Source organism: Gemmobacter lanyuensis, from assembly GCF_014652355.1.
Taxonomy (GTDB): Bacteria; Pseudomonadota; Alphaproteobacteria; order Rhodobacterales; family Rhodobacteraceae; genus Gemmobacter; species Gemmobacter lanyuensis.
The window spans coordinates 100,683-121,828 of the sequence record NZ_BMYQ01000008.1 but is presented as its reverse complement, the minus strand read 5'-3'; the positions used below and the strand labels follow the sequence as shown (position 1 = coordinate 121,828).

General features: G+C 65.0%; 20 protein-coding genes. 12 read left to right on the top strand and 8 right to left on the bottom strand.

What is annotated here, in order from left to right:
• Position 1: 1 nt before the first annotated feature.
• The gene (locus IE101_RS13425) at positions 2-778 is read right to left on the bottom strand and encodes a 23S rRNA (adenine(2030)-N(6))-methyltransferase RlmJ (RefSeq protein WP_189634396.1); all 777 of its coding nucleotides are present in this window, start codon (positions 776-778) and stop codon (positions 2-4) included.
• A gap of 112 nt (positions 779-890) precedes the next feature.
• On the opposite strand from IE101_RS13425, the gene IE101_RS13420 reads away from it, so the two are divergent.
• Entirely contained in the window at positions 891-1,553 is a 663-nt protein-coding gene (locus IE101_RS13420; RefSeq protein ID WP_189634358.1) for a TerC family protein, read from the top strand.
• Positions 1,554-1,610: 57 nt separating this feature from the next.
• On the opposite strand, the gene IE101_RS13415 is transcribed toward IE101_RS13420, so the two are convergent.
• The 4 genes from IE101_RS13415 to IE101_RS13400 all read right to left on the bottom strand — a co-directional run bounded on the left by IE101_RS13415 (position 1,611) and on the right by IE101_RS13400 (position 5,323).
• Positions 1,611-2,033, bottom strand: coding sequence for a CBS domain-containing protein (locus tag IE101_RS13415; protein ID WP_189634357.1), 423 nt, complete (start codon positions 2,031-2,033; stop codon positions 1,611-1,613).
• A 183-nt stretch (positions 2,034-2,216) separates the two neighbouring features.
• Positions 2,217-3,860, bottom strand: coding sequence for a CTP synthase (pyrG, locus tag IE101_RS13410; RefSeq protein WP_189634356.1), 1,644 nt, complete (start codon positions 3,858-3,860; stop codon positions 2,217-2,219).
• 178 nt (positions 3,861-4,038) lie between these two features.
• On the bottom strand, positions 4,039-4,470 hold the full coding sequence (gene secG / locus IE101_RS13405; protein WP_189634355.1) for a preprotein translocase subunit SecG: 432 nt from the start codon (positions 4,468-4,470) through the stop codon (positions 4,039-4,041).
• A 148-nt stretch (positions 4,471-4,618) separates the two neighbouring features.
• Entirely contained in the window at positions 4,619-5,323 is a 705-nt protein-coding gene (locus tag IE101_RS13400; protein ID WP_189634354.1) for a pyridoxamine 5'-phosphate oxidase family protein, read from the bottom strand.
• A 60-nt stretch (positions 5,324-5,383) separates the two neighbouring features.
• Between IE101_RS13400 and pdxR the strand changes: the two genes are divergently transcribed.
• The 3 genes from pdxR (at position 5,384) to IE101_RS13385 (ending at position 8,441) form a co-directional block, all read left to right on the top strand.
• Complete coding sequence (gene pdxR, locus IE101_RS13395; RefSeq protein ID WP_189634353.1) at positions 5,384-6,805, top strand: MocR-like pyridoxine biosynthesis transcription factor PdxR; 1,422 nt, start codon at positions 5,384-5,386, stop codon at positions 6,803-6,805.
• Positions 6,806-6,907: 102 nt separating this feature from the next.
• Positions 6,908-8,200 (top strand): adenylosuccinate synthase, encoded by a 1,293-nt coding sequence (locus tag IE101_RS13390; RefSeq protein WP_189634352.1) that lies wholly within the window; start codon positions 6,908-6,910, stop codon positions 8,198-8,200.
• A 4-nt stretch (positions 8,201-8,204) separates the two neighbouring features.
• Positions 8,205-8,441 carry a DUF2842 domain-containing protein gene (locus IE101_RS13385; protein WP_189634351.1) on the top strand — a complete coding sequence of 79 codons (237 nt, stop codon included), beginning with the start codon at positions 8,205-8,207 and terminating at the stop codon, positions 8,439-8,441.
• A gap of 88 nt (positions 8,442-8,529) precedes the next feature.
• On the opposite strand, the gene IE101_RS13380 is transcribed toward IE101_RS13385, so the two are convergent.
• Complete coding sequence (locus IE101_RS13380; protein ID WP_189634350.1) at positions 8,530-10,617, bottom strand: hypothetical protein; 2,088 nt, start codon at positions 10,615-10,617, stop codon at positions 8,530-8,532.
• Positions 10,618-10,754: 137 nt separating this feature from the next.
• Between IE101_RS13380 and IE101_RS13375 the strand changes: the two genes are divergently transcribed.
• Positions 10,755-11,420, top strand: a complete 666-nt coding sequence (locus IE101_RS13375) for a thiamine diphosphokinase (protein WP_189634349.1) — start codon at positions 10,755-10,757, stop codon at positions 11,418-11,420.
• Here the strand turns inward: IE101_RS13375 and IE101_RS13370 are convergent.
• Together IE101_RS13370 and IE101_RS13365 are read right to left on the bottom strand one after the other, a co-directional pair.
• Complete coding sequence (locus IE101_RS13370; protein WP_229804173.1) at positions 11,417-12,388, bottom strand: DMT family transporter; 972 nt, start codon at positions 12,386-12,388, stop codon at positions 11,417-11,419. The two genes, IE101_RS13375 and IE101_RS13370, sit on opposite strands and share 4 nt — an antisense overlap.
• A 110-nt stretch (positions 12,389-12,498) precedes the next feature.
• Positions 12,499-13,872: an L-serine ammonia-lyase gene (locus IE101_RS13365; protein ID WP_189634348.1), complete on the bottom strand. Its 1,374-nt coding sequence runs from the start codon at positions 13,870-13,872 to the stop codon at positions 12,499-12,501.
• A 169-nt stretch (positions 13,873-14,041) separates the two neighbouring features.
• Between IE101_RS13365 and IE101_RS13360 the strand changes: the two genes are divergently transcribed.
• The 7 genes from IE101_RS13360 (at position 14,042) to IE101_RS13330 (ending at position 21,145) form a co-directional block, all read left to right on the top strand.
• Positions 14,042-14,584, top strand: a complete 543-nt coding sequence (locus IE101_RS13360; RefSeq protein ID WP_189634347.1) for an EF-hand domain-containing protein — start codon at positions 14,042-14,044, stop codon at positions 14,582-14,584.
• 70 nt (positions 14,585-14,654) lie between these two features.
• Positions 14,655-15,443: a ribose-5-phosphate isomerase RpiA gene (gene rpiA, locus IE101_RS13355; protein ID WP_189634346.1), complete on the top strand. Its 789-nt coding sequence runs from the start codon at positions 14,655-14,657 to the stop codon at positions 15,441-15,443.
• Positions 15,444-15,457: 14 nt separating this feature from the next.
• Entirely contained in the window at positions 15,458-16,816 is a 1,359-nt protein-coding gene (gor, locus tag IE101_RS13350) for a glutathione-disulfide reductase (RefSeq protein ID WP_189634345.1), read from the top strand.
• Between the two features lie 93 nt (positions 16,817-16,909).
• Entirely contained in the window at positions 16,910-18,064 is a 1,155-nt protein-coding gene (hflK, locus tag IE101_RS13345) for an FtsH protease activity modulator HflK (RefSeq protein ID WP_189634344.1), read from the top strand.
• Between the two features lies 1 nt (position 18,065).
• A complete protein-coding gene (gene hflC, locus IE101_RS13340) occupies positions 18,066-18,950 on the top strand; it encodes a protease modulator HflC (protein ID WP_189634343.1) in 885 nt (294 codons plus the stop codon).
• Positions 18,951-19,156: 206 nt separating this feature from the next.
• Positions 19,157-20,635: a DegQ family serine endoprotease gene (locus IE101_RS13335; protein WP_373296123.1), complete on the top strand. Its 1,479-nt coding sequence runs from the start codon at positions 19,157-19,159 to the stop codon at positions 20,633-20,635.
• A gap of 120 nt (positions 20,636-20,755) precedes the next feature.
• Positions 20,756-21,145, top strand: coding sequence for an acyl-CoA thioesterase (locus IE101_RS13330; protein ID WP_189634342.1), 390 nt, complete (start codon positions 20,756-20,758; stop codon positions 21,143-21,145).
• Position 21,146: the final 1 nt, after the last annotated feature.

The following is a 21,146-nucleotide window of genomic DNA, read 5'->3' as shown; positions in this document are numbered from 1 at the left end:
ATCAGAGCTTTTTGAACAGGTCGGTGATTTCGGCTGCCGCCTCGGCCGTGCCCCAAGGCGGATTGACGATGAACATCCCCGATCCGATCATGCGATGCCCTTCCCGCACGGGCGGGAAGCGGACCTCATGGCGCAGGTGGTCAGGGTGATTTTCCTCCATCGTCGCAAGCATCTCAAGATGTGCGCCCGAGGTCAGGATCGGATACCAGAGCATCAGCACCCCCACATTCCACTTGCGCCCCACGGCGGCGAACAGCTTGGGGATGGTGACATAGTCGTCCTTGATCTCATAGGACGGGTCGATCAGCATCACCCCGCGGCGCGGGGTCGGGGGCGTCAGCGCCAGCGCCTGCTGCAGCCCGTCGCGCTGATAGAGATGCACCGGGAAATCCGCCATGGACAGGTAAAGCCCGTGGTGTTCCTGCGGATGCAGCTCTGACAGGTGGATCTGGTCGGTCGGGCGCAGCGACAATACGGCCAGCAGGGGCGAGCCCGGATAGGCGCTGGCACCGTGGCGGGCGCGCACCTCGGCCAGACGTTTGCGATAGGGGTGACTGGGGCGGAGCTTGCGTTCCAGAACCGAAATCCCGCCTGCGGCCTCGCCGGTTTTTTCGGCTTCATGGCTGGACAGGTCATAAAGCCCCCGTCCGGCATGGGTTTCGATATAGGTCAGCGGCTTGTCCTTCTGGGTCATGTAGTCAAGGACATGACACAGCAGGGCGTGCTTTTGCACGTCTGCCAGGTTCCCGGCGTGATAGATGTGTTGATAGGACAGCATGGCCCAGCCGTAATCGCCTTCGCCGCGCCACGCAATGAAATAAGACCTTTCCGCCTGTTGCGTCATACCCTGCAGAGGACTAGGGAAGCGGCGACATCCCGGAGGATATGCCTTGGAAATCTTCACTGCCGAGGGCCTGACCGCCCTGCTTGCCGTCATAGGCATCGATCTTGTGCTGGCGGGCGACAATGCCATCGTCATCGGCATGGCCGCCGCGGGCTTGCCCAAGGATCAGCGTGCCCGCGCGATCTTCGTGGGGATCATCGCGGCCACGGTGCTGCGGATCGGCTTTGCCGCGCTGACCACGCATCTTTTGCAGATCGTGGGGCTCTTGCTGGCCGGGGGCATCCTGCTGCTCTGGGTCTGCTGGAAGATGTGGCGCGAACTGCGCGAAGGCCATGACGCCGAGGTTGCCGCCGAAGAGGCGCTGACGGGCGAGGACGTGAACCGGGATGGTCAGATCGCGGGCGGCCAGCCGCGCAAGACTTTTGCCCAGGCGGCGCTGCAGATCGTCGTCGCCGATGTCTCGATGAGTCTTGATAACGTGCTGGCCGTCGCCGGGGCGGCGCGGGAACATACCTCGGTACTGGTGATCGGGCTGATCCTGTCGATCGCACTGATGGGTCTTGCCGCAAGCTTCATCGCCAAGCTGCTGAACCGTCACCGCTGGATCGCCTATATCGGCTTGGTGATCATCCTTTATGTTGCGCTGAAGATGATCTGGGAAGGCTTCCACGAGGTCGAGCCGGTGCTGCTGAGCGCGCTTGGCGCCTGATCGGCCCCTGATCTGAAACGATAGGGCGGCCCCGCGGGGTCGCCCTTTTTCATGCGCTCAGCCCCGCGAGGCGCGGTATTCCTGAAAGCGTTCATACATCAGACGGTATTCCGTCGGAATGTCACGGATCGACAGCAGCGCGATCACCTCGCCCTGATCCATCACGGGCATATGGCGGAAATGCCCCTCTGACATGATGGCCAGCGCATCATTCAGCCCGGCCTCGGCCTCAACCGTCTTGGGGTCGGGGGTCATGATATCTTCGACGCAGGTCGTGTCGGGGTTTTCGTCATGGCCGATGCAACGGCGGATCACATCACGTTCCGACATCACCCCCACCAGCCGCGTGCCCTCAAGCACCAGCAGCGCGCCGATGTTGAACTGATCGAGGACATGGGCCGCCGCGCGCACCGTGGTGCCGATCTGCACGGCAGGCAGGCTGCGACCGGCGACAACTTCACGGACAGAGCGGATGAACATGGGGCGCACCTCGGGGCTGGGACAGGCGGGTCGGCATGACCGGCGATAAAACCTTACGATACCACGAAACTTCCTGTCCGCGCAGCGGCTTTGGCGCCCGCTGCGATCTTCTGTCACGCGTCAGAAAAGCAGAACGCCCGGGTTGCCGTGGCGCCCGGGCGTTTTGAAAGTTGGAACTGATCCTCAGACCAGGCGGCTCTTTTCCTTGGCCGCGCGGATGAAATCAGCAAACAGCGGATGCGGCTGGAAGGGCTTGGATTTCAGCTCGGGGTGGAATTGCACGCCGATATACCAAGGGTGATCCTTCGCCTCGACGATTTCCGGCAGGCGACCATCGGGCGACATCCCCGAGAAGATCAGGCCACAGGATTCCAGCTTGTCCCTGTACTGGGTGTCCACCTCATAGCGGTGGCGGTGGCGCTCTTCGATCTCGGTCGTGCCATAGACCTGTGCAACGCGCGAGCCGGCCTTCAGCGTGGCGTTATAGGCGCCCAGACGCATGGTGCCGCCCTTGTCATCACCCACTTTGCGCGCGACGACATGGTTGCCCTGTACCCATTCCTTGAGGTGATAGACCACCGGGGTAAAGCGCTTGGCGCCCGCCTCATGGTCAAATTCTTCCGAGCCTGCATCCGCCAGACCGGCCAGATTGCGCGCGGCCTCGATCACCGCCATCTGCATGCCAAGGCAGATCCCCAGATAGGGGATACCCTTGGTGCGGGCATATTGCGCCGCCTTGATCTTGCCCTCGGTCCCGCGCTCGCCAAAGCCGCCGGGGACGAGAATCGCATGGAAACGTTCCAGATGCGGGGCCGTATCCTCACGTTCGAAGATCTCGGCATCGATCCATTCGGCCTTCACGCGGGTGCGATTGGCCATGCCGCCATGGGTCAGCGCCTCGGCGATGGATTTGTAGGCATCTTCCAGCTGGGTGTATTTGCCGACAATGGCGACACGCACTTCGCCCTCGGCATTCATCAGCCGGTCCATCACATCTTCCCAGCGCGACAGATTGGGCTTGGGGGCCGGTTCAATGCCAAAGGCATTCAGCACGGCTTGATCCAGACCTTCGCGGTGATAGGCGAGGGGGGCCTCATAGATCGTCTTGAGGTCATAGGCCGCGATCACCGCATCCTTGCGGACATTGCAGAAGAGGGCGATCTTTTCGCGCTCTTTTTCCGGGATCGGATGTTCTGACCGCAGCAGCAATACGTCGGGCGCAAGGCCGATCGATTGCAGTTCCTTGACCGAATGCTGCGTGGGCTTGGTCTTCAGCTCGCCGCTGGCCGCCAGATAGGGCAGCAGCGTGAGGTGCATGAGGATGCATTCCCCGCGCGGCCGTTCGTGGATGAACTGGCGGATTGCCTCGAAGAAGGGCAGGCCCTCGATATCGCCGACAGTACCCCCGATTTCGCAGAGCATGAAATCGACCTCGGTTTCGCCCACGCGAAGGAAGTCCTTGATTTCATTGGTCACATGCGGAATGACCTGAATGGTCTTGCCAAGGTAATCGCCCCGGCGTTCCTTTTCCAGCACGTTGGAATAGATCCGCCCCGACGAGATGCTGTCGGTCTTGCGGGCCGAGACGCCGGTGAAACGTTCGTAATGACCAAGGTCAAGGTCGGTTTCCGCGCCATCATCGGTGACGAAGACTTCGCCATGTTCAAAGGGCGACATCGTGCCGGGGTCGACGTTCAGATAGGGGTCAAGCTTGCGCAGGCGGACCGAATAGCCACGCGCCTGCAACAGCGCCCCCAGCGCCGCCGAAGCCAGACCCTTGCCAAGGGAGGACACCACACCGCCGGTGATGAAGATATAACGCGCCATGAGGAGGCTCCCGTGAAAAATCGTTTCGGATATGGCGATTCGCCCTGCGGGAATCGCAGCATCACGGGAGTTGAGACTTAGCCAGTAATTCGGCAAAGCGCAACACGGCCGCTAAATGCTGTCGACGTCAGCAGGGCGCAGTCTAGGGTTTGTGGAAGGTCGGCCCAGGCCGAAGGGATCAGTTGTTCTGGGCCGGGGCCGCCGGGGCAGCGGGCGCTGCCGGGGCCGCATTGCCTTCGGTCGCGGCATCGGGGCGCGGCGGGGCAAGCGGGGCATCGGTCTGCGCCGGGGGCAGCAGGTCACCGCCCAGCGGTGCCGCCGGGGTTTCCGGCTTGGCCGGCGCCGGGGTGCCACCGATCTGGTTGATCACCGAGCCGCTGTCGGCTTCGCGCGCGGCGATGATCGTCAGCGTGATCGAGGTGATGATGAAACCGACCGCGAAGATCCAGGTCAGCTTGGTCAACGCATTGGCCGCGCCGCGGGCCGAGACGACGCCCGAGCCGCCACCGCCACCCATGCCAAGCCCACCGCCTTCGGAGCGCTGCAGCAGCACGACCCCGATGAGCAGAAGCGCAAGGATCAGGTGGATGGTAAGGATGACGTTTTCCATGGGGCCGCCGTTATTCGCTGCTGACGCGCCTATCTAGGCGGAAGGGGGCGGGGGCGCAAGCCCGATGCGCGGTCTTGCACCCCAAAGGCGGCTGCCTTCCGGGCCGGGGCCGGAAAAGCCGGGCGTCGCGGCGCCCCGCGCGGGGCGATCAGCCCTTTTCGTAAATGGCCTGCGTCTCTTGCAGGGCGGCGTCCAGCCTGCGGCCGGGTTCATAGGCAGCCAGATGCGCGGGCAAGGGCGTATGTTTCGGCAGCACCGGTGAAGGCTGCGGCGTCCCGATCACGGTCGAGACGGGAATCACCCCGGCCCAGACCGGCAGATGGCCGTCCTCTTCATCATCGCCGACATTGGCGGCGCGGATTTTCGCGGCGGCCTCTTCAATACCCATCGCGATGACGGTGGTGGCCTTGATCTCTTGCGTCGTCATCGGACGCAGCTCTTCGTTCCGGCCGGGGTAGAAGCGTTGGGTGATGGCCAGCAGCGCGCGTTCCTGTTCGGCGGGGTCCTCCACCAGATGCGCTGTGCCGAACACCATGGCCGAGCGGTAGTTGACCGAATGGTTGAACCCGGACCGCGCCAGCACCAGCCCATCCAGATGGCTGACCGTCAGGCAGACCCGCGCGCCCTGTTCCTGCGCGCGCAACATGCGGCTGGCCGAAGATCCGTGCCAATAAAGCGTCTCGCCCTCACGCCAGTGGATTGTCGGGGTGCAATAGGGTTGGCCGTCCAGCACATAGGCGACGTGGCACATTAGCGCGCTGTCCAGAATGGCATGCACGGTCGCACGGTCATAGCTGCCGCGTTTGCCAACGCGTTTGATGCGGTTGCGGGGGCTGACGGGATAGTCGCTCATGGTCACCTCACTTGTCTTTGGCCTTGATAGGCCGCAAAATTGGTTTGTAAGAGGTCCAATATGGCAAAGATAAATCAGACCAATTTGCCGGACTGGTCGGCGCTGATCCCGGTGCTGCCCACGGCTGGCACGCGGGCACGGGCGGTCTATGCCGCGCTGCGCGGGCTGATCGAGGATGGGCGGTTGCCCCCTGGCGCGAAACTGCCGCCGAGCCGCGCCTTGGCGCAGCAATGGGGCCTTGCGCGCGGTGCGGTGGTCGCGGGGTTCGAGATGTTGGTGGCCGATGGTTTTGCCGTGGCGCAGGTGGGGGCGGGCACTTTCGTGGCGCCGCAGGTGCCGCGGGCGGCGGTGGTGGCCGTTTCGGCCCCACGCGCCTTTGTGCCGATGGACCTGCCCGGCGATCTGGGGCTGGGCTTTCCCGATCCGCTGACATTGCGACAGTTCCGGGTCATCCTGAACCGGCATCTGAGCCGCCCCATCGCCACGCTGTATCACTACGCCGATCCGCAGGGCGACCGCGCATTGCGGGCCGAGGTGGCGCAATATCTTCAGGTCGCGCGGGGCCTTCGGCTGCATCCCGATCAGGTGGTGCTGACCTCGGGCACGCAGGGGGCGCTGGATCTGGTGGCGCGCGCGGTTCTTGCGCCGGGCGATGAGGTCTGGATGGAGGACCCGGGCTATCCCTCGGGCAAGGCTGCGCTGGTGGCACAGCGCCTGATCCCTGTTCCAGTGGATGCCGAGGGGCTGGATGTGCGCGCGGGGATCGCGCGGGCACCGGGCGCGCGGGCGGCCTATGTCACGCCCTCGCACCAGTTTCCGCTGGGGGTGGCGATGACCATGCCCCGGCGGCTGGAGCTGCTGGCCTGGGCCGATCAGATCGGCGGCTGGATCATCGAGGATGATTACGACAGTGAATTCCGCTTTACCGGCGCGCCCCTTGCGGCTTTGCAAGGGATCGATGCGGCGGGGCGGGTGATCTATGTCGGCACCTTTTCCAAGGCGCTGATGCCGGGGCTGCGCGTGGGGTATCTGGTGCTGCCGGAGGCGCTGCTGGGGCCGGTGATCGACCTGCGCCGCCGTACCGACCGCGCCCCGCCGGCCTTGGGCGAATCTGCCCTGGCCGAGCTTCTCGCGCAGGGGCATTTCGCGGCCCATCTGCGCCGCGCCCGCCGCCGGGTGCGCGCCGCGCGCGACCGGCTGGTCGCCGATCTGCGCGCGGCAGGGCTTGCCGTCACCCCGCCCGATCAGGGGCTGCACCTGCTGCTGGATCTGGCCGCGGGGCAGGATGATCTGGCGCTGGCCGCGGCGGCGCGTGCCACGGGCTTTGGCGCAAGGCCGCTGTCCCCCCTTTACCTCGAACGCGCGCGGCAGCGGCCGGGCCTCATCCTCGGGTTTTCGGGCCATACGGCCGAGGGGCAATCCCGTGCGGCCCGGTTGTGGCTGGCCCGCCAGGGCGAAGCCCTGCGCGCAAGGGCGGCTTGAGTTTCCTGTGCATGGCGCGCCCGAGGGGCGATTTTCCTCTGTCCTCGCGCGGGTTGCGTCTATATACGGTCGCGGGTTTCACTTTGCCGAAGGATTCCGGGCATGGCCAATGTCGTCGTAGTCGGCGCCCAATGGGGCGACGAGGGGAAGGGCAAGATCGTTGACTGGCTCAGCGAACGCGCCGATGTGATCGCACGCTTCCAAGGCGGCCATAACGCAGGCCACACGCTGGTCATCGGCAGCAATGTCTACAAGCTGTCGCTCTTGCCTTCGGGCATCGTGCGCGGTGGCAAGCTGTCGGTCATCGGCAATGGCGTGGTGCTGGACCCCTGGCACCTTGTCTCCGAGATCGCCAAGCTGCGCGGGCAGGGCGTTGAGATCAATGCAGAAAACCTGATGATCGCGGAAAACACCTCGCTCATCCTGCCTCTGCATGGCGAACTGGACCGCGCCCGCGAAGGCGCTGTCGGTGTGGCCAAGATCGGCACTACCGGGCGCGGCATCGGCCCGGCCTATGAAGACAAGGTCGGCCGCCGCGCCATCCGTGTGGCCGATCTGGCCGATGCGGCGACGCTGGAAACCCGTGTGGACCGCCTGCTGGCCCATCACGACGCGCTGCGCCGCGGTCTGGGGCTGGAGCCTGTGGACCGCGTGGCCCTGATCGCCGCACTGAAAGAGATCGCGCCGCAGGTGCTTCCCTTTGCCGCCCCGGTCTGGAAAGTGCTGACCGACGCCCGCCGCGCGGGCAAGCGCATCCTGTTCGAAGGCGCGCAAGGCGCACTGCTGGATGTCGATTTCGGCACCTATCCCTTCGTGACCTCTTCCAACACGCTGGCCGGTCAGGCCGCGACCGGCGTGGGCCTTGGCCCGACCGCGATCGATTTCGTGCTGGGTATCGTCAAGGCTTATACCACTCGCGTGGGCGAAGGCCCCTTCGCGGCGGAACTGCATGACGAAGACGGTCAGCGTCTGGGCGAGCGGGGCCATGAATTCGGCACCGTCACCGGGCGCAAGCGCCGCTGCGGCTGGTTCGATGCGGTTCTGGTGCGCCAGACCTGCGCCACCAGCGGCGTGTCGGGCATCGCGCTGACCAAGCTGGACGTGCTGGACGGCTTCAAGACGCTGAAGATCTGTGTGGGCTATGATCTCGATGGCACCACCATCGACTATCTGCCCACCGCCGCCGATCAGCAGGCCCGCTGCAAGCCGATCTACGAAGAGATGGAAGGCTGGAGCGAATCGACCGCCGGCGCCCGCAGCTGGGCTGAACTGCCGGCTGCCGCCATCAAATACGTCCGCCGCGTGGAAGAGCTGATCCAGTGCCCGGTTGCCTTGCTCTCGACCTCGCCCGAGCGCGATGACACCATCCTCGTGACCGATCCCTTCGCGGATTGATCGCATGGCACTGGGCTATCGCACCCGCAAGCGGCTTGCGCTGCTGATCCTGATCCTGGGCCTGCCCGTCTATATCGGGTTGGTCTGGGGGATCATGGGCGCGCTGGACCGCCCGCCGATCTGGCTGGAGCTGCTGATCTATGTAGGCCTGGGCTTCCTTTGGGCCTTGCCGTTCAAGTTCATCTTCAAAGGGGTAGGGCAGGCCGATCCTGATGCCCCGCGCGACGAAGACGGGCGCTGACATCGAAAAAGGCGGAAGGGGTGACCCTTCCGCCTTTCGCGTTCCGGGGCGGGTGGCAGCCCTTCAACCCGGAGAAAATGGTGGGCGATCAGCCCACCAATTTGCGTGCCTCGGCCAGAACATGCGACGAATCGGACAGCGCATACTGCCCGCGCTTCACCTTGACGATCTTGCCCACCCGCAGCAGCGACCCGAAGCTGCGCAGGCTGTCTTCGCGGTTTGTCCCGGCCTGATCGACCAGATTGGCCACCTGACGCATGATCTGCGGCCGCGAGAAATGCGGGCGACCCTCGATGCAGGCGGCGTAGGCCGCCGCAGCCTCAAGCAGGGCCGGAAGGCCCTGCGCCCCGAGACGCTCCGCAAACTCGGCAAAGCCGCGGCTGTCGGCGAAGAGGTTTTCTTCCTCTTCGTCCAGATCGAGATCCTCAAGATCCAGGTCATCCTCATCGTCGAAATCATCAGAGATCGACTGAGGTGTGGGCGCGGCACGCGCAGGGGCGGCAGGTGCCACGGCCCGATCCACCCGAAGTTCGGACACCAGCACCAGCGGGGCGGGGCGGGCAACAGTGGTCGTGCCCCCCTCGGCCAGCATTTCCGGTGCGGTGACTTCGCTCCGGGCGGGGCGCACGATGTGGGACAGGGCCTCGCGGTAGGGATCAATCCGTTCAGAGTCGTTCACGGGGCGGGCGGCTCCGGCGCGACGCTCGGCGACGGTGGCGGCCACTGCGGCCTTCAGATGCTGGATCGCCGACATGCGGCGGCGGGTTTCCGGGCCCGCCATCTGGCTGTTGGTCTCGGCGATCAGGCGCGACACGGCAGCCTCATGGGCATCGGCGTCGGGCACGGGCTGCGCGAGCGCTTCGGCCTGGGGCGGAACGGCAACCGGGCGCGTCGTTTCGGGCCGGGTGGGGCGCACCGGACGGACCGGGCGAACCGGGCGCACTGACTCGGCCGTGGTGGGCTCGGCCGTGGTGGGGGCGTCTGTCGATTCGGCCTGAACTGCAGCCAATTCGCGCATCAGATCGGCCTCCGCCTCGGGCGAGAGGACGGGCGCCGCGGCGGGGGTGTCGGCGACCACCTCGGCATCTGCGACTTGCGCTTCGGCAGCAAGCGGACGGCGGATGCGGATCACCCGCGCGCGGGCGCGCTGCAGGCGGTCATCCAGCGCCGCAGCAGGTTCTTCGGCTGCGTCATGGGCCGCGAAGGGCGCAGCCATTTCGGGTTCAGGTTCGGGCACCTCTGCGGCGGTGGGCTCCGGCGGCAGGTCATCGTCAAAGCTGCCCGTTGCGTCATCGTCGAAGCCGTCGCCGTCCGCGGGCGCAGGTGCCCTATCGGGGGCCGCGACAGCCGCCAGAATGCCCGACAGGTCAGGCTCGGGCTGATCGTCCTCATCGGGCAAGGCCGCTTCATCGATAACCTCGGTGCGGATGTTGGCAATTAGCGCATCCTCAAGAACCAGCTCGGCGCCGAAATCCTGATCGGGTTCCGGCGTGACCGGGCGCAGGGCTTCGGCCACCACATGCTGCTCCGCCTCGGCGGCCAGCGCGGCAAGGTCTGCCTGCGGTAGATCTTCCTGCGCGTCCATGCTGTCTTCCGGCAGGGGCGCGTCCTGCAGCGGATCTGCAGCCATCACCGGCATCACATCTTCGGGCAGGAGATCCTCTGCGACGGGCAGGGGCGCAAGCGGGGCTTCGGCGTGGACATCCTCAATATATTCCGTGGCGGGGGCCGCGGTCGGGCGGCTTTCCGCCACCGCGCTGCGAATCCGGGCAAGCTTGGCGGTCAGGCTCTCGCCTGGTTCATCCATCACGGCGGGCGCCACCGGAGTTTGGGGCACCTCCGCCACGGGCGGGACGGACGGCTGCATGGCCGGTGCGTTCTGCGCCGGGGCGGTCAGGCGGGGTTGGGCTGCCGCCTCATCGCCACCAGCCCGCAGGATGACACCGTTTTCCTGGATCTTGGCCTCAACCCGGCGCTGGATTTCCCGTTCGGCAATCTTGTGCAGCATCGCGGCATCGGGCGTCGGCGGTTCCGCCCCGAAATAACGGTCTTCGGCTGCCAGATCACGGAAGTATTCGGCAATCGCCTTCATCGTGTTGAAAGGGTCGTCAAACCCCTCCAACGTGCAAGAGAAGGTGCCATAGGAAACCGTGAGAATTTTACTGGCTCCGATCATCGGACGCTCGCCTTCTACTAACCATGTGCCCAATTTACGCGGGCCGGGTTCGATTCCATGGACAGATAGGGGTAATTTGAAGGATTGATTATGGCCCGCAGCCCCACCCTCTGCCTTAATTCGGGAACAGTATCCGCATGAATCCCCTGATTGTCGAATCCTCAGCGCCGGTCACGCTGATTGCGGGGGGGCCGGTGATGCGCGCCGACCTGCGCCTGGCGCAGAAACATGCGCCGATGGTGGTGGCGGCCGATGGCGGGGCGGATCGCGCGCTGGCGCTGGGGGTCAGGCCCGCCGCCGTGATCGGCGATTTTGATTCGATCAGCGCGGCGGCAAAGGCGCAGCTGCAAGGCGCCCAAATGCTCCATCTGGCCGAACAGGAGACGACCGATTTCGACAAGGCGCTGCGGTCCATCCGCGCGCCAATGGTTCTGGCCCTCGGCGTCATGGGGGGGCGGGCCGATCATGCGCTGGCAGTGCTGTCGGGGCTGGTGCGGCACCGGGCCAATGGCGGCGCGCCCTGCGTGCTGCTGGGGCCAAAGGACGTGGTCTTTGCCGCGCCGCGCCACCTGCGCTTGCGCCTGCCGGTGGGCGAGCGGCTCTCGCTCTTCCCGCTTGCGCCGGTCAGGGGGCAAAGCCGGGGTCTGCGTTGGCCCATCGACGGGCTTGTCCTTGCGCCCGATGGGCGGATCGGCACTTCGAACTGCACCGACGCGCGGGATGTGGAGCTGACCTTCGACAGCGATGCGATGCTGGTGATCCTGCCGCGCAAGTGCCTCGGGGCGGTCTTGCGCGCGCTTTAAAAGCTCGGGTCGGTCAGGGCGTCAAGGCTTGCGCGTTGTTGCGCGCTGCGCCGTTCCCGCCAGATCACGTAAAGCCCCGATCCGGTGATGATGGCGATCCCGGCCCAGGTCATGGCATTGGGGAAGTCGCTGAAGACCAGATAGCCCAGCACCACCGCCACCACGATTTCAAAGTAATGAAGCGGCGCCAAAGTGGCAGATGGTGCAAACTTCAGCGCATAGGTCATGCACATATGGCTGACCGAGGCCCAGAACCCCACCCCGAACAGCCAGAGCCAGACGATGCCCTGCGGCATGCGCGGGTCCAGATCGGGCAGGCCGGTGCCCTCTGCCCAAAGAATGACCGGCAGGCAGATCGCGGTTCCCGCGAGCGCGGTATGCAGCTGCATCGGCACCGGATGCATGCGCGTGGAAATCGCGCGCGTGGCCAGCATGTAGAAGGCAAACAGGAACGCCGTCCCCAGCGGATAGAGCGTGACCAGACCGAAGGTCGCAAAGGCGGGCTGGATCACCAGAAGCGCCCCGGCAAACCCCACGATCGAGGCCGCAATCCGGCGGGGCCCGACCTCTTCGCCGAACAGGATCTTGCCCATCAGCAGCAGGATGAAGGGTTCCACAAAGACAATCGCCAGCGCATCGGCAATGGGCATCACGGAAATCCCCGCGATGAAGCAATAGGTCGACAGCACCAGAAACAGCGCCCGCAGAACCACCATGCCAAAAAGCCTGCGGTCCATGCGGCCCCATTCGCCCATCCACATGACCACCGGCAGCATCACCAGCGACTGCACCACGAACCGCGCCAGCGTCACCTGACCCACGGGCAGCGTCTGCGTCGCAAGTTTGGAACAGACATCCAGCAGCGGTGCCAGCACGCAAAAGGCAATCATCAGCAGCGCACCGGGCAGGATGCGATCAGAGGTGTTCGGGCCGGTCAGCGGTACGGAAGGGGAAGTCATCTGGGTCATGCCGCCTTGATAGGCAGGCAGTTGCGCCGCAAACCGGCTGGATGCGACAAAGGGTGCCGCTTCCAGTGCATCCGGCAGCTTTGCCCCCCGCAAAAGCGGAGGGCAGGCGTTCAGCAGTTCGGCACGTTCACCGCAAGGCCACCCAGCGAGGTTTCCTTGTACTTCTCATGCATGTCATGGCCGGTCTGGCGCATGGTTTCGATGCAGACATCAAGGCTCACCAGATGCTGGCCATCGCCCCGCAGGGCAAGGCTTGCGGCCGAGACCGCCTTGATCGCGCCGAGACCGTTGCGCTCGATGCAGGGCACCTGCACCAGCCCCTTCACCGGGTCGCAGGTCATGCCAAGGTGATGTTCCAGCGCGATTTCGGCGGCATTCTCCACCTGTTCGGGCGTGCCCCCCATCACAGCGCAGATCCCGGCGGCGGCCATGGCGGCGGCGCTGCCGACCTCGGCCTGACAGCCACATTCCGCGCCCGAGATCGAGGCATTGTGCTTGCAGAGCCCGCCAATCGCAGCCGCCGTCAGCAGGAAATCCCCGATTTTCGACCGGCTGGCCCCCGGCACGTGATCCAGCCAGTAGCGCACCACGGCCGGCAGCACCCCGGCCGCGCCATTGGTCGGCGCAGTCACGACCTGACCGCCCGCGGCGTTTTCCTCATTCACCGCCATTGCATACAGCGACATCCAGTCGTTGATCGTATGGGGCGGCGTCATGTTCAGGCCGCGCTCGGCCTCCAGCGCCTCGCGGATGCCCTTGGCGCGGCGGCGCACCTTCAGCCCGCCGGGCAGGATGCCATCAACCGCCATGCCGCGTTCGATGCAATTGTCCATCACCTCCCAGATGCGGGCAAGACCCGCCTCCAGTTCGGCCTTGGAGCGGAACACCAGCTCATTGGCGCGCTTCATCTCGGCAACCGACAGGCCGGATTTCGCGGCCATTTCAAGCATCTGCGCCGCCGTTTCGAACGGATAGGGCACTGGCGTCGCGGCCTTGGCGCTTTCCCCGGCGGCCAGTTCCGCCGCCGTCAGCACGAAGCCGCCGCCGATGGAGTAATAGGTTTCCTCAAGGATCACGTCGCCCTCGGCATCCAGCGCGCGCAAGATCATGCCATTGGCATGGCCGGGCAGCGAGGGGCCGTAGTCAAAGACCATATCGGTCTTGGGGTCGAAGCGCATCGCGGCGAAACCGGGCGGCGTGATGGTCCGGGTGGCGTGAATCTCTTCTAGCGCCGCTTCGGCCTTGGCATGGTCATAGGTGGCAGGCTCAAACCCCGCCAAACCAAGGATCGTGGCCCGGTCGGTGGCATGGCCCACCCCGGTAAATGCGAGCGATCCGTGCAGCGAGGCCCGCAGCCCATGGGCGTGGAACGGGCTTGCCTTCAGCGTGGCCAGAAACTTGGCCGCGGCCACCATGGGCCCCATGGTATGCGAGGACGACGGGCCGATGCCCACTTTGAACATGTCGAATACGGAAAGGAACATGCGCGACTCCTTGTTTCGCGCACTATGGCGATCCGGGGCGCGCGGGGGCGTGCGGAAAACGACAGGCTCTGGCGCAAAGCGAAGTCCGGGGCCTTGCTGGGCCTGTCCCGCGTTAACGCGGCCTTAACCGGAATCGCGCCACGATCGATACCAGGTGCAGGAGGTTTCGATGCGATTTCTGCTTTCTTTGCTCATCTGGTTCTGTCCGACCCTTGCCCATGCGGTCGATCTGCCCGCAGCGGTGCAAAAACGATTGGACCGCAACCCGGATGCCTTTGTGGCCGATGCGCTGCGGCTTGTGGCCGGGTTCGGCGGGCCATCGGGTTTGACTGGTGCTGATATTGACCGTGCCATAGCGGTCGATCGGGCGGCCGCGCGGGCCGGGGCGCTGCGTGACCTTTTGGTCGCCGATTTCGACGGCGACGGTGGGCTGAGCGCGGTTGAGGTGTCAGGCTACCTCTCCATCCTCTCGGCCCGCGGGCGCGGCGATTTTCTGACGACGGTCAGCGATGCCGATCAAGGGCAGGATGGTGCGCTCGATCCGGCAGAGGTGGGGGCTGCTGCTGCCCGTGCTGCCGAGGCGGCGGTCTCGGTGCAAGAGGTTGCCGCGATGCAGGCGCTTTTGCTCTTTGACGGGGATGGCGATGGGGGCGTGACGGCCGCCGAACTGCGCCGTGGCGTTGCACAGGCAGCCTCGGCGGCGGGGGGGTGACGGGATTCTCCCCTCGCACTTGGGTGGGGTTCTGCCTATAAGCGGGCAACGCTTGCGAAGGAGTTTCCCCATGCCCGCTGATCTCTCGCCCATCGACAAGGCCAAGTTTGTCGCCGCCAAACGCGCTGTGGATTTCGTGGAAACCGGGATGAAGATCGGGCTCGGCACGGGTTCGACCTCGGCCTGGATGGTGCGCTGCCTCGCCGAACGCATCCGGGAAGAGGGGCTGAAGGTCGTGGGCGTCCCGACCTCGACCCGCACGGCCGAACTGGCGCGCAGCCTGGGCGTTCCGGTCACCTCTCTGGACGAGGCCAAATGGCTCGACCTGACCATCGACGGGGCCGATGAATTCGACCCGCAGCTGAACCTGATCAAGGGCGGCGGCGCGGCGCTGCTGCAGGAAAAGATCGTGGCGACCGCCTCGGACCAGATGATCGTGATCGCCGATGCCGCCAAAGACGTCGCCAATCTGGGGGCCTTCCCGCTGCCGGTCGAGATCATCCCCTTCGGCTGGCAGACCACCAAGGCGCTGATCGAGGAAATGCTGGTCAGCATGGATGTGCTGAACCGCGATGTGACGCTGCGGATGAATGGCGATGCGCCCCTGGTCACGGATGAGGCCAACTACATCGTGGACCTGCACCTCAAGCGGATCGGCAACCCGCGGCAGCTTTCTCTTGTGCTGAACCAGATCCCGGGCGTGGTGGAGAATGGCCTTTTCATCGATATCTGCGACAAAGTGATCATCGGCCACGGCGACGGTCGCGTCGTGCTGCGCGACATCAACTCGGGCGAAACTTTCGACGAACGCATTGAATTCGCCGACAGCGACAACATCTTCGCCGATCTGGACGACTGAGGAAGGGCGCGGACATGACATTCGATTACGATCTGTTCGTCATCGGCGGCGGGTCCGGTGGCGTACGCGCAGCCCGGATCGCCAGTGCCGAGGGCAAGGCCCGCGTTGCGCTGGCCGAAGAATACCGCATGGGCGGCACCTGCGTGATCCGCGGCTGCGTGCCGAAAAAGCTGATGGTCTACGCGAGCGAATACCCCGGCATGATCGAGGACGCCCGCGCCTATGGCTGGAAGGTCGAGGCCGGCGCCTTTGACTGGTCGCATTTCCGCAGCCAGCTTGAGGTTGAGCTGACCCGGCTTGAGAATGCCTATCGCGGCACGCTGAAAAACGCGGGCGTCGAGGTGTTTGACCAACGCGCAACCGTGGCCGACGCCCATACCGTGGCCCTGGCCGATGGCCGTCGCGTCACCGCCAAGCACATCCTGATCGCGACCGGCGGCAAGCCCTTCATCCCCGACGTTCCGGGCGCCGAGCTGGGCGTCACCTCGAATGAGATGTTCCACCTCGAGGCGCTGCCCAAGCGCGCGCTGGTGGTGGGCGGGGGCTATATCGCCTCCGAATTTGCCTGCATCCTCAATGGATTGGGGGTCGAGACGACGCAGTATTACCGCGGTGCGCAGATCCTGCGTGGCTTTGATGACGAAGCGCGCGGGCATGTCTCGACCGCGATGCAGGCCGCAGGCGTAACCATCCATTGCGGGACTGACATCCTGCGGCTGGAAAAGACTGCGGGCGGCATTCTCGCGGTTGCGACCGATGGCACCGAACGCGAATTCGATCTGGTGATGTTTGCCACCGGCCGTAGCCCCAATAGCCGCGGGCTTGGGCTTGAGGCGCTGGGGGTCGAATTCGGCCGCAAGGACGAAATCAAGGTGGATGGCTGGAGCCAGACCTCGGTCCCCTCGATCTATGCCGTGGGCGATGTGACCGACCGCATCAACCTGACGCCCGTCGCGATCCGGGAAGGCCATGCTTTCGCCGATACGGTGTTCAAGGGCGAACCGCGGCAGGCGGATCACGATCTGGTCGCCTCGGCCGTATTCACCCAGCCCGAACTAGGCGCCGTGGGTCTGACGGAAGAGGCCGCGCGCGCGCAGGAGCCGATCGAGGTTTACGTGGCCACCTTCCGCCCGATGCAGACACTGTTCGCCGGGCGGCAGGACCGCGTACTGATGAAACTGATCGTGAGCACGGCGAGCCGCAAGGTGCTGGGCTGCCATATCGTCGGCCCCGGTGCGGGCGAGATGATCCAGCTTGTCGGGATCGCCGTAAAGATGGGGGCGACGAAGGAAGACTTCGACCGCACCGTGGCCGTGCATCCGACCATGTCGGAAGAGCTGGTCACCCTGCGGAACCCGGTGCGTCGGGGCTGAGTGACGCAGGGGCCGCCACGGCGGCCCCAAGTCTTGAATTTCTCGCCAGAATGACCAGTTAGTCCAAAACGGACAGAACTTAGGAAGGTTTCGATGTCGAATGGGGGTCCTTGGGGCGGCGGTGGAGGCGGTGACAACCGCGATGGGCGTGGCGACAACAACCGGGGCGATGGCCGCGGGGGGCCGCGGCGCCCGGGCGAAGGCCCCCAGATCCCGGAAATCGACGAAATCGTGAAAAAGGGGCAGGAACAGCTCCGCGTGCTGATGGGCGGTCGTGGCCGCACCGGCGGCGGCGGGGGCGGGCGTGGGCCCGGCGCGAACGGCCCGCTCGTTTCGGCACAAGGGCTCGCACTGGGCGCACTCGCGGCGCTGGGTCTTTGGTCTTGGGCGTCCTTCTACACGGTGAAGCCGGAAGAACGGTCGGTTGAACTGTTTCTGGGTGAGTTCTCCGCCATTGGCGAGCCGGGCCTGAACTTTGCGCCTTGGCCGCTGGTGACGGCCGAAATCGTGCAGGTGACGGGGGAACGGACCACCGATATCGGCACAGGCCGCAATGGCGATACCGACAGCGGCCTCATGCTGACGCGCGACCAGAACATCGTGGATGTGGAATTCCAGGTGGTCTGGAATGTCTCGGACCCGCAGCCCTATCTGTTCAACCTGGCTGATCCGGCCGATACGATCCGTGCGGTTTCGGCTTCGGCGATGCGCGATATCATCGCACGGTCCGAACTGACCCCGGTTCTGAACACGGGCCGGGCGTCGATCGCTGCCGATCTTCGCGCGAATGTGCAGGCCACGCTTGACAGCTACAAGGCCGGGATCAACGTCATCCGCGTGAACTTTGACCGTGCCGACCCGCCGCGCGAAGTGTCGGATTCGTTCCGTGAGGTGCAGGCCGCGCAGCAGGAACGCGACCGGCTGGAGAAAGAGGCCGACGCCTATGCCAACCGCGTGACGGCCGGCGCCCGGGGTGAGGCCGCGCGTCTGCTTGAGGATGCCGAAGCCTACCGCGCGCGCGTCGTCAACGATGCCAAGGGCGAGGCGAGCCGCTTCTTGGCCGTCTATCAGGAATATGTGAAAGCGCCCGACGTGACGCGCCAGCGCATGTATCTGGAAACCATGGAAGGCGTGCTGGGCCGCGTGAACAAGGTGATCCTTGACGGTGTGGCCGAGGGGCAGGGGGGCGTCGTTCCCTATCTGCCGCTGAATGACCTGACCCGTCCCGCCGCACAGGGAGGCAATTGAGATGGCCCGCGCACAGATCTTTCTTCCCGCACTTTTCGTGGTGGGCGCGGTTGCCCTGTCTTCTGTGTTCATCGTCGATGAACGTGAACAGGTTCTGGTCCTGCAATTCGGCCAGGTGAAGCAGGAAATCCGCCAGCCGGGACTGGGATACAAGATCCCGTTCATTCAGGACGTCGTCCGCTATGAGGACCGCATTCTCGGTCTTCAGACCCAACCGCTTGAAGTCACGCTGAAGGACAACCGCCGGTTGGTGGTTGATGCCTTCACGCGCTGGCGGATCACCAACCTGATCGATTTCCGCGAGGCCGTCGGCGCCGGTGGCACCGATGCGGCGCAGTCGCGTCTCGACCGGATTGTCAGCGCGGCCATCCGTGAGGTTCTGGGCTCTGTTCCGTCGAATGCCGTGCTGTCGGAAGACCGCACCGGCCTGATGAACCGCATCCGCGACATTGCCAAGCGCGAGGCTGCTAGCCTCGGTGTCGAGGTCATCGACCTGCGTCTGACCCGGACCGATCTGCCGGAACAGAACCTTGCCGCGACCTTCGCACGCATGATCGCCGAACGTCAGCGCGAGGCCGCGGATGAGGTCGCGCGCGGGAACGAGGCCGCAAGCCGCGTGCGCGCCGCCGCCGATCGTGAGGTGGTGGAAGTGACCTCGGATGCCCGCCGCCAGGCTGAGGTCATCCGTGGTGAGGCAGATGCCACGCGCAACGGCATCTACGCCGAGGCCTTCGGTCAGGATCCGGAGTTCTTTGCATTCACCCGCTCTCTGACCGCCTATGAACGGGCTTTGGGCGAAGGGAACAGCGCCATCGTCATGAAACCTGACAGCGCATTCTTTGATTATCTGAAAGATCCCAAGGGCGGTGCTTCACGCCAGCCCTGATCCGGTTTCCGGAACAGGATCGAAAGGCCCGGACTCGATGGTCCGGGCCTTTTCGCTGCGCGGCAGAGTTGAAAATTGAAACAAAGAATCACATCGGTTTGACGCGGCGCGACGGGGTTTGCATTGCGCTTGGCGTCGCCGCGCTGTTTGCTGTGTTCAACCCGGCGGGGGGCCGGGAGAGTGTTGCAACCGAAAGGAGTTTCGCGGTGCAATCCAGAGCGATTACCTTGGATGTCCTGTCCGGCAGGCCGCGCCAAAGCGCCGTCCGTCTGTTGGGCGCGCTATTCCTGGGCCTTGCCGTGGCCATGGGACCGGCGGGTCTGGTCGAGGCGCGGGGCGCCCCGGAAAGTTTTGCCGATCTGGCCGAACAGATCAGCCCGGCGGTGGTGAACATCACCACATCTGCCGTCATCGAAACCTCGACCGAAGACATGCCGCGCCTGCCCGAAGGCTCGCCCTTCCAGGATTTCTTCGATCAGTTCAACCAGGGGCAGGGCGACAACGAACCTCGCCGCTCCGAGGCGCTGGGGTCGGGTTTCGTGATTTCGGAAGACGGGTTCATCGTCACGAACAACCACGTGATCGAGGGCGCAGACGAGATCGAGATCGAATTCTTTTCGGGCAAGCGCCTGCCGGCCAAGCTGGTCGGCACCGACCCCAAGACCGATATCGCCGTGCTGAAAGTCGAAAGCCCGGAACCGCTGGCTTTCGTGAACTTTGGCGACAGTGATCTGATGCGCGTGGGCGACTGGGTTGTCGCCATGGGCAACCCTCTGGGGCAGGGGTTCTCGGTCAGCGCGGGGATCGTTTCGGCCCGCAACCGAGAGCTTTCGGGCACCTATGACGACTATATCCAGACCGATGCGGCCATCAACAAGGGCAACTCGGGCGGGCCGCTGTTCAACATGGACGGCCAGGTGATCGGGGTGAATACCGCGATCCTGTCGCCCACCGGCGGGTCGATCGGTATCGGCTTTTCGATGGCCTCGAACGTCGTGTCCAAGGTCGTGACGCAGCTGCGCGAATTCGGGGAAACCCGTCGCGGCTGGCTGGGTGTGCGCATTCAGGACGTAACACCGGATGTGGCCGAGGCCATGGGGCTGGGCGAGGGTGTCACCGGCGCGCTGATCACCGATGTGCCGGAAGGGCCTGCGAAAGAGGGCGGGATGCTGTCGGGCGATGTGATCCGGTCGTTTGACGGCAAGCCGATCAAGAATGTCCGCGATCTGACGCGTCGTGTGGCGGATGCGCCGGTGGGCCAAGGCGTCAAGGTCGAGGTGCTGCGCGAGGGCAAGACCGAAACGCTGACCGTGACGCTTGGACGTCGTGAGGAAGCCGAGGCCGCTGAAACGGGTGCGGGCGATGCCCCGGCTGACAAGGCCCCCGCAAAGGTCGAGCTGATGGGCCTGACAGTTGAACCGATGAGCGCCGAGATCGCCGGTCAGCTGGGCTTGCCGGAAGACACCGAGGGTTTGGTCGTGACCAAGGTCGATGCCACGTCCGAGGCCTATACCAAAGGTCTGCGTGAGGGCGATCTGATCACAGAAGCAGGCCAGCAGAAGGTCGCGCGGGTGCAGGATCTGCAGGATCGCGTCGCCGAGGCGAAAGAGGCGGGGCGTAAGTCCATTCTCTTGCTGATCCGCCGGGGTGGCGACCCGCGCTTCGTGGCGCTGTCGGTCGAATAAGCGGCGCTGCAGGGACAGGATGGGGCGGCAGGACGATCCTGTCGCCCCTTTTTCATGTTTGGGGCTTTTCGGCGGCACGGCAAGACGGCAGCATGGGCGTGACTGTTGAAGGATCTTCCCATGACCGCTGCTGCCGATCTGCCCCCCGCCCATGAACCCGTGATCCGTGCGATTGCCATGCCCGCCGATACCAACCCCTCGGGCGATGTTTTTGGTGGTTGGCTGATGGCGCAGATGGACCTTGCGGCGGGCAATCTGGCAGCCCGGACGGCGCGGGGCCGGGCCTCGACCATCGCGGTCGACGGCATGACCTTTCACAAACCGGTGAAAGTCGGGGATGAGGTCTCGTTCTACGCCGATCTGGTCCGCACGGGCCGGTCGTCGATGCAGATCCATGTCGAGGCTTGGCGGCGCGACCGCTATAGCACCGATTTCATCAAGGTGACGGATGCGACCTTTACCTTTGTGGCCTTGGATGCCGAAGGGCGCCCCCGCCCGGTTTACGGGTAAG